Origin of the sequence: Streptomyces adustus (genome assembly GCF_009377175.1) — a bacterium.
GTDB lineage: Bacteria > Actinomycetota > Actinomycetes > Streptomycetales > Streptomycetaceae > Streptomyces > Streptomyces adustus.
Genome location: NZ_VJZD01000333.1, coordinates 1 through 8,440, shown reverse-complemented (window position 1 = coordinate 8,440; position 8,440 = coordinate 1). Strand labels below are relative to the sequence as shown.

Sequence of the window (8,440 nt, the reverse complement as noted above, 5' to 3'; positions counted from 1 at the left end):
CAACAGCCCCCGCACATACGCCTGCCCCCACCGCCGCTGATCCGCACGGAAGAACCCGTCGAACAGATCCGCCGCGAACGCCTCCAAGTCCTCACGGACCCCGGCCATCTCCTCAGGTGTCACACCATCCCAACGACACCAACCCACCAGCAGACACTCCAACCACGAGTGAATCTGACCAAGCCCTACTAGGCGCCGTCCTGCGGGGCCGACGCGACGATGCCCTGGTAGTAGTCCCTGTCACGCGGAATGCGAGGCTCCTCCAAGGCACGGACTGCGACCGGATCGCCGAGGGGCTCGATCACCGCTCCCGCGATGTTCTCCCAAGCGAGCCCCTCGGCGTAGAAGTCGATCCCGTACTGCGCGACGATCTTCGGCTCTCCGTCGACCTCCATCGCCCTGTACTGGTATCCGTAGGCGATGTAGTTGGTCTCCTCACCGCCGCCGACGTCGGCCGTGAAGCAGGTGCCCCACCCCGGCACGTCGTACTCCACGACCAGGTACAACGGGCGGCGCACCGGTGTCGACGCCTTCGCCGCGATCTCGGCCAGTTCATCGGCCGGCAGACTTCGAGGACGCATGAAGGGGGACGTCATGCTGGTGCCGGGCGAGGAGTACATGAAGCTCTCCGTCCGCGCGACCCGCTGCTCGAGCTGATCGTCGGGCTCCGTGAGGTTGGCGACGTCCTGCTCGTACAGCGCGGTGAGGAACTCCCGGAAGAAGGCCACGGCATCGTCGATGTTCACGTCAGCTCTCACTCTTTCTCACGAAGAGCCACACGTCGGCTCCGACCGGAGGCGGGCTGTAGGTCTGGGTCTTGCCGTCGGCTTTGAGAACGTACTCGTACTTCGTCTGTTCCGCCCTCCGGATCGGAGGATTGGACACCTTCTGCAGGAGATCCAGGAACCGTTGCTGCGACTCCGGATCAGCCTCCTTGTACCACGGCAGGCTCGTGACCCGGGCTTTGAGAATGTCGCCGACCAGCATTCCGAACGTGATGGTGACCGTGAGATCCATCGACACCTCGCCTACGTCCCTTCCGTGCTGCAAGGCGAACACCTGGATGTTCTGTTCGATCGATCTCTCCACCGCGCCCTGGATCTGCTTGTTGTAATGGTCGCTTGTCGACACCAGGTTCAGGCCTTCCCGGAACCCGGATCCGCCGAACATGTCGGCGATGCCGTGCGCCCGGTTGAACTCCTCGCCCTCCACGAAGCCGGCCGGAGTCTGCGTGATGCCCCGCGGAGCTCCGCTGGGCTTGAGATTCAGGTCGTGGCCCGTCACGGTGAGCGACTCCGAGCGGTCTTTGCCTTTCTCGACCACGGTGAAGTTCTTGCCGGCCCGCGTCGTGTACGTGGTGGTGACCGTGTCGCCCTCGACGAGGACTTTGATGTTCTCCGGGAAGTAGTCCGAGTGTTCCTTCTGCCGCAGGGTCGGCAGGTCGAACTGTCCGTAGGGCGAGACACCGACCTTGTAACTGCCTGGCCCGAGCTGGTTGATACCCGTTTCCAGACTCGTCCGGAAGGCCTCGTCGGCGATCCCCGGCAGTCGGCTCGCGGCCAGCTTCTTCAGTTCCGCCGGCACGGGTGACCCGAGAGCCTGGAGGAACGCTTTCCGCTGGGGGTTCTGCGTGCCGAACACATGGCTGTAGAAATCGTTCGCGCCCGCCGTCTTCCGGTTTCCCTTGAAGTAGTCGAGAAGCGGCTGGACGAAACTGTCCGTCTGAGTGAGCGCCCGTGCGGCACTGTCCGTTCCGTTGAGGTCGGAAAGCGAGAACAGGGGAGGTGAACTCGGCAGGGGGCCGGTTCGGATCTTGCTGATGTATGTGTTCCACCAGTACGGGTGCACCTGCTCGATGAGCGTGTTGTTGTGCTTGTCGCGCATCGCTGTCTTGATCTCGTCGCGCGTCTGATTCTCGTCGCGGAGGGTGTGCTGCGGGGTCCGGGCCGTCTGGACGTGCACCACCTCGCCCTCCGGCGTCTTGGAATCCACGACCAGACGGAGCGGCACATCGTGTTTGTGTTCCACGGCGCGGACGCCCGTCGCCGCCGCGTCGTGGGAGCCGGCCCTGGAGAGTGCCCGGTCCGCGTCTGCAAGCGCGGCCGCTTCGTCCTTGCCCTCCTTGCTCTTCGTTCTGCTCTTGTCCTTGCCGCTGAACTTGTCCTTGACCTTCTTGCCGGCCGCCTTGACCCTGCCCCACAGCTTCTTCGCCGCCTTCGCGATGAAGTCGACGATCTTGTCGATGGCCTTGTTGACCGGCTTGGCGACCGCGGTGAAGACCTGGCGGACCTTGCCCGCGAGGTTGCCGATGCCCAGCAGGGAGGCGAGGAAGCCGAGGAGGACGGGGATGGAGGCGGCGAGGGCGCCTTCGATCAGGGCGGGGACGCCGCCTCCGCCGCCGTTGGCGATGGCGACGACCGCGTCCAGTATCGAGTTGACGAACTGGATGATCTGGCCGCCTTGGGTCACCACGAACGTGACGATGTCGATGATCCCCTTGACCGCGCGGACGAAGGCGGAGGCCGGGGTGAGGAGCGAGACGATCCAGCTGATGCCGGCGACGATGACGGTGGGGATCAGGTAGGCGGTGAGTTTCTGGAGGATCGTCGACTTCAGGTCGCCGACGGACTCCTTGATGTGCTCGACGGCACCGGCCGGGCCCTCCTTCTGGATGGCTTGGGCGACGGGGACGGACTGTTCGGCCGCGGTGACCGCCTGGTCGGGGACGCCCTTGCGGGTGATGCGGGCGCGGATGTTGCCCCAGGTCAGCCCCAGCAGGCCGGCCAGGAGCTGGATGATGCCCTTGAGGTCGAACTTGGCCGGCAGGGTGAGGCCGGCACCGGCGGCCGCGCCCAGCAGCCAGGAGACCAGGCCCTTCTTCAGGTGTTCGGCGATGTTGCCGACGAACTGCCGGAGACCGGCGCCCACCGCGCTGACCAGGTTGCCGAGGAACCCGATGGGATCCTTGATGATCTTCATTACCGCGGAGGCGGCCTTCGCCAGGACGCCGAGCAGCAGGTTCTTCAGTTCGATGATGGTTTGGATGACACCGACGACGGCGTCCTTGGCCTTGGCGATCAGGCCCTTGTTCTCCTCCTGGAGCTTCTTGATCTCGTCGTCGACCGAGTTCAGCGCCTGGGTGTACTTCTGGGCGAGGTCCTGGACCAGTTGGTCCGACTTCGCGTTGACGTCGGCGTCCAGCCCGTCGAACTTCTCCGTGAAGTCCTTGGCTGCCTGAGTGCCGAACTTCTTCAGGTCGGCGGGGAGCTTGTCGACCTCCGCCCGGAGCTCGGCCCGGCCGCGCGCGATGCGGTCCTTCGCCTTGCCCAGTTCGGTGCCGATGAGGTCGGCGATGGAGGAGATGACCTGCTGCATCTGCGCGACGTAGAGCTTGCGGGACTCCTGGAAGAGGGCGTTGGCCTCGGCCGGCAGGCCCGCGAACTTGTCCTTGACCCACTTGAGCTTGCCGGACCAGCCCGAGTACCGCTTGTCCTTGTAGGCGTCCATCCGGCGCTTCTGGTCCGCCATGAAGGCGTCCCGCGCGGCCTTCTCACCGGCCGTGAACCGCTCGTCGACGAGCTTGTCCAGCCCGGAGAGCGTCGCCTCCACATCCGTCTTGGTGCCGTCGAAGACCTTCTGAAGACGGGCGGTGACCTCGGCGCGTCTGCGCTCGTCGGCGGACTTGGTGGAGCTCTTGCCGCCGTCGACCTGCTTGCCGGTGGCGGTGCGGGCGGCGGCCAGGCCGGTCATGGCCTGCGCGCCGGTCGCCGCCGCGCCCTGCTTGGCGGCGGCGAGCTGCTTGGCCTCGGCGCCGCGAGCCTGTCCCGGTGCCGCCGCGGAGTGCTGCTCGCCCTCCTTCTTCGCCGCCAGTGCACCGGTGAACTGGGGCTCGTTGCTCTTGGCGAGCTGGTCCTCGGTGACCTCGGCGTCGGCCATCTGCTGATTGATCTGCCGAGGCCCGCCCGAGAAGTCGGTGACCGCGTCCGGCTGCCTGGCCGGGACCGCGCCCGCCGGGTTCGGGGTGCCGGGGACCGGCGGGGGAGCGTCGGGGGTGAGCGGGGTGACCGGCTTGTCCTGGGCCTTGGACAGGTCCGGGGCCGCCTTGGTGGTGGTGTCGATCTCCTTGGCGGAGGCGGCCTTGCCCTGGCTGACCTGGCCGCTGACCTGATCCTTGACGGCCGCCGCCTTGCCGGACCCGGAGAAGTGGTCGGCCTCGTCGAGGTTCTTCGGAGCCTGCGCCGCGATGGCCTGGTTGACGGCGGCGACGAAGGCGGCCTTGTCGAAGGTGCCGGGCTTGGCGGCGTTCATCTTCTCGGCCTGCGCGGCCTTGCCCTGGGCCTGCTTGTCGTCCGGCGGGGCGACGGCGGCGTCCTGCGCGGCCTTCGACTCCGCTGCGGCGGGAGCGTGCCGGGAGGCCGCGGTCTTCTTCGCCCGCACCTCGGACTTCAGGTCCTGGAAGGCGGGCGACGCGGACGGCGGCGGCTTGACCGGCGGAGCTGGGGCCTCCGCGGAGGACGGGGCAGGGGCGTTCGTGGCCGGTGGAGCCGCGGTCTGGCGCTGTGCGACCAGTCTGGCCACCGCCGCGTTCCCCGCCCGTGCCTGGAGCAGGCGCAGCTGCTGCGGGGCGAGGCCCGCGGCAGGTGCGGTCTCCGGCCCGGCCACCGTGGTGGGCGAGTCGGCCTCGACGGCGGGTCGGGCCTGGGTCTGGGCAGGGGCCGCCGGACGGGCCGGCGGCGCGCCGGTCTTCGCGCTGGTCTTTTTGTCCGGCACGGCCTTCATGGCCGAAAGCGTCGGGGTTCGCGGCCACGCGTACACGAGGACGGTGGGTACGGCCGGGGGAAGGGCGACTTGCCTCATCGGGCAGCGGGCTGTGCACCGCGGCGCGGCCCGACGGCGCGTTCCGGGTGATCGAAACCGGAGTGAGAATCAGCTTCGGCCGCTGGTCAAGGAGGAGTGGGTATGCCGTCGTATCTGTCCCCGGGCGTCTACGTCGAAGAAGTGGAGGCCGGGGCACGACCGATCGAGGGAGTGGGGACCTCGGTCGCCGCGTTTCTCGGCTTCGCCCCGCAAGGGCCCCTGAACGAGCCGACGCTCGTCACCAACTGGAGCCAGTACGTGGGGGTCTTCGGCGACTTCGTCGAGGGTTCCTACCTGGCGTCCGCCGTGTACGGCTACTTCGCCAACGGGGGCGGGAACTGCTACGTCGTCCGGATCGGCGGCAGCGGGGACGGCGTCGCGGGGCAACTGCCGGGCGGGGCCGCCGCAGGGACGGCGGGCGGTGGGTCCGCGGCCGAGGCGCTGCTCGGCGGGTTCCGGGTCCGGGCGCTGCCGGGCGTCACCGGTGAGATCACCGTCGAGGTCGGCGCGGCCGAGGGCGAGGCGCCGCCGAACGAGGCGTTCAAGCTGGTGATCAAGGTGGACGGGGAGGAGAAGGAGACCTACCCCTCGGTGTCCGCCCGCCGCGGCAAGGACAACGTCGTCACCAAGGTCAAGGAGAAGTCGCAGCTCATCGCCCTGGAGGAGGTCAGCCGCGCCGCCGCGTCGACCAAGCCCGACACCGGTGCGGTCGTCCTCGCGGCCGGGGCCGCCGCGGCCCCCGCTCCGGCCGGGTCCGGCACCATCGAGCTGTCGGCCGACGACTACATCGGTGACGCGGACCAGCGGACCGGCTTCGGCGGGCTTGAGGCCATCGACGAGATCACGATGGTGTCCGTGCCCGACCTGATGAGCGCTCACCAGCGCGGCATCCTGGACGCCGAGACCGTCATCTCGGTACAGCAGGCCCTGATCGCCCACTGCGAGCTGATGGGCGACCGGGTCGCGATCCTGGACGCTCCCCCCGGGCTGTCGCCGCAGCAGATCAAGAACTGGCGGATGGACACGGCCGGCTTCGACTCGAAGTTCGCCACGCTGTACTACCCGTGGGTCAAGGTCTTCGACCCGTCGGTCGGCCGCAACAGCTTCGTCCCGCCGAGCGGGCACATCGCCGGTGTGTGGGCGCGCAACGACGCCTCGCGCGGTGTGCACAAGGCGCCGGCGAACGAGGTCCTGCGGGGCGCGGTCGGCCTCCAGACACAGATCACCAAGGGCGAGCACGACCTGCTGAACCCTATCGGCGTCAACTGCGTCCGCGCCTTCCCGGGCCGCGGCATCCGGGTGTGGGGCGCCCGCACCCTTTCCTCCGACGCCGCCTGGCGCTACCTGAACGTACGTCGGCTCTTCAACTACCTTGAGGAGTCGATCCTGACGGGCACCCAGTGGGTCGTCTTCGAACCGAACGACGACGCCCTGTGGGCACGTATCCGGCGCACCATCTCGGCGTTCCTGGTCAACGAGTGGCGCAAGGGCGCGCTGTTCGGGCTGACCCCGGACGAGGCCTTCTACGTCAAGTGCGACCGGGAGACCAACCCCGCCGAGAGCATCGATTCCGGCCAGGTCATCTGTGAGGTCGGGGTCGCTCCGGTCAAGCCCGCTGAGTTCGTGGTGTTCCGGCTGGCACAGCTGTCGGGCGGCACGGGATCGGTCGACGAGTAGGACAACGACAGGCGGGTCACGGCCCCACGGCAGTGGGCCGCCCGCCGATCGGTCCCGGGGCGGTGGAGAACCGCCGTTCCCCACACGATGAGCCTAGGAGGCTGGGATGGCACTTCCCGATCTTGACAGTTCTGTCGGCCACTCCTTCGGGCTGGAGTTCGACGGCGTGGTGATCAAGCAGATCACCGAGGTCAGCGGTCTGAAGATGGAACAGGACGTCATCGAGCTCAAGCAGAACACCGCCGACGGAAAGTACGCCATCAAGAAGCTGCCGGGCCGGCCCAAGGCCGGCGAGGTCACCGTCACCCGCGGTCTGACCGAGGACAACAGCTTCGAGACCTGGATCAAGTCGTCCCGGTTCGGGAAGATGACCGACGCCCGCAAGAACGGCGCGATCATCGTCTACGACTACGAGGGCAGCGCGATCAAGCGTTACCAGCTGGTCAACGCCTGGCCGAAGTCGCTGGAGATCGGCACCCTCAAGGCGGGCGACACCTCCGTCCTCACCGAGAAGCTCTCGATCACGTACGAGAGCATGGAAGTTGAGTGATGCGCAGGACCATGCCCGCCCAGACGCGGCAGGCGGCACCGCCGCTCCCGGACGTACTGGGGCAGGACCACACCGGGGGAGCGGGCGAGAGCGCGAGCGGTGCGGGGCGTGACACGCTCCGCACCGAGTTCGCCTTCGAACTGCCCCGGGGGTACGTGGACGACTCCGGCACCGTGCACCGGCACGGTGTGATGCGGCTGGCCACCGCCCGGGACGAGCTCATCCCGCTGCGCGACGACCGGGTGCGGGAGAACTCCGCGTACCTGTCGGTGGTGCTGATCGCCCGGGTGATCACCCGGCTGGGCACCATCGAGGACGTCCACGCGGGCATCGTGGAGGACCTGTTCGCCTCGGACCTCGCCTTCCTCCAGGACTTCTACCGGCGGATCAACGCGGAGGGCCACACCCGCGCCGCGGTCACCTGCCCCTCCTGCCAGGAACACTTCGCGGTGGACCTCGCCGGGGGCCGCCTGGGGGAATCGTGACGTACGCGGTCGAGCGCCTCTACGAGGAGATCGCGTACCTGGCCTATCACTTCCACTGGCCGCTGGAAGAGCTGCTCGATCTGGAACACCCCGAACGGCAGCGGTACGTCGAGCAGATCGCCCGTCTCAACGGGCGGTGAGAGGACACCGAGATGGGACTGCTGTCCTGGCTGACGAGGAGCGGTGACGGCTCGCGGGGTGCCGTGCAGCCCGCAACGCGAGCCGACGCCGACGCCGGGACGACATCCCCCGCCCCGGAGGCGGCGACGGACACGGAGGTCACGGGCGGATGGCGGTCGGCGCCCGTCGTGCAGCGGGCGCTGAGCACGCCCCTGGGGCTGGTCAGCGACCCCGGCGGGTTCGGCCGGCGGCTGGGCACCTGGCAGGACCCGACGGTCACCGGACCGCTCGGCCATCTGGTCAGCGCGCTGGCGCCGTCCGGCGTCGCCCACGGGCTGGCGGAACCCACGCTGCCGGTGCAGCGGACGGGCACAGGCCCCCGGGCGCACGCCTTCGACATACCGCGGGGCGTGCGGGATTCGGCGTCTGCGTGGGCGGGCGCGCCAGGCGCGGCCTCGGCCGTCGCCCATGGGGCCGGTGACCGGCAGGGGGATGCCATAGGGGCCGCGGCCCGGCCAGGTGACCCGCCCGGCACGGACGGTCCGGTCGTCCTGCGGTCGGTGTCCCCGGCCGGGGACACCGCGCGTCACGCGGACCACGGGCCGGCTCCGACCTCCTTCGGAACGGCGCCGCTTCCCGTGGTGCCGCTTCAGCGGATCACCGTCGCGTCGAGCGGCCCCGGGCGGGACTCGGCACCGCCCGCCCCGCTGATGGTCATGCGTGTGCCGTCCGCTCCGGCGGCGCCCGCACC

Annotated in this window: 6 protein-coding genes and 1 pseudogene; 5 read left to right on the top strand and 2 right to left on the bottom strand. The window is 68.9% G+C overall.

Annotated elements, in window-relative coordinates; translation table 11 throughout:
• Positions 1-188 precede the first annotated feature (188 nt).
• Together FNH09_RS42220 and FNH09_RS47940 are read right to left on the bottom strand one after the other, a co-directional pair.
• Complete coding sequence (locus tag FNH09_RS42220) at positions 189-746, bottom strand: hypothetical protein (RefSeq protein ID WP_152895160.1); 558 nt, start codon at positions 744-746, stop codon at positions 189-191.
• Between the two features lies 1 nt (position 747).
• Positions 748-4,779 carry a hypothetical protein gene (locus FNH09_RS47940; RefSeq protein ID WP_202919872.1) on the bottom strand — a complete coding sequence of 1,344 codons (4,032 nt, stop codon included), beginning with the start codon at positions 4,777-4,779 and terminating at the stop codon, positions 748-750.
• Positions 4,780-4,959: 180 nt separating this feature from the next.
• Here FNH09_RS47940 and FNH09_RS42210 point away from each other — a divergent pair, with 180 nt between their 5' ends.
• From FNH09_RS42210 to FNH09_RS42190, 5 genes and pseudogenes are all read left to right on the top strand, one after another.
• On the top strand, positions 4,960-6,534 hold the full coding sequence (locus FNH09_RS42210) for a phage tail sheath family protein (protein ID WP_152895159.1): 1,575 nt from the start codon (positions 4,960-4,962) through the stop codon (positions 6,532-6,534).
• Between the two features lie 106 nt (positions 6,535-6,640).
• Positions 6,641-7,084 (top strand): phage tail protein, encoded by a 444-nt coding sequence (locus FNH09_RS42205; RefSeq protein WP_152895158.1) that lies wholly within the window; start codon positions 6,641-6,643, stop codon positions 7,082-7,084.
• Entirely contained in the window at positions 7,084-7,569 is a 486-nt protein-coding gene (locus FNH09_RS42200; protein ID WP_202919871.1) for a hypothetical protein, read from the top strand. The genes FNH09_RS42205 and FNH09_RS42200 overlap by 1 nt, the downstream gene beginning before the upstream one ends.
• A complete protein-coding gene (locus tag FNH09_RS47935) occupies positions 7,566-7,709 on the top strand; it encodes a DUF6760 family protein (protein ID WP_099935404.1) in 144 nt (47 codons plus the stop codon). Before FNH09_RS42200 ends, FNH09_RS47935 begins: the two co-directional genes overlap by 4 nt.
• Positions 7,710-7,721: 12 nt before the next feature.
• Positions 7,722-8,440 (top strand): annotated as a pseudogene (locus FNH09_RS42190) (hypothetical protein); the annotation flags it as partial.

What these genes read in the sequence shown, in the direction of transcription:
- FNH09_RS47940 (WP_202919872.1), bottom strand. Translation starts at nt 4,779, where the DNA reads ATGAAGGCCGTGCCGGACAAAAAGACCAGCGCGAAGACCGGCGCGCCG.
- FNH09_RS42210 (WP_152895159.1), top strand. Translation starts at nt 4,960, where the DNA reads ATGCCGTCGTATCTGTCCCCGGGCGTCTACGTCGAAGAAGTGGAGGCC.
- FNH09_RS42205 (WP_152895158.1), top strand. Translation starts at nt 6,641, where the DNA reads ATGGCACTTCCCGATCTTGACAGTTCTGTCGGCCACTCCTTCGGGCTG.
- FNH09_RS42200 (WP_202919871.1), top strand. Translation starts at nt 7,084, where the DNA reads ATGCGCAGGACCATGCCCGCCCAGACGCGGCAGGCGGCACCGCCGCTC.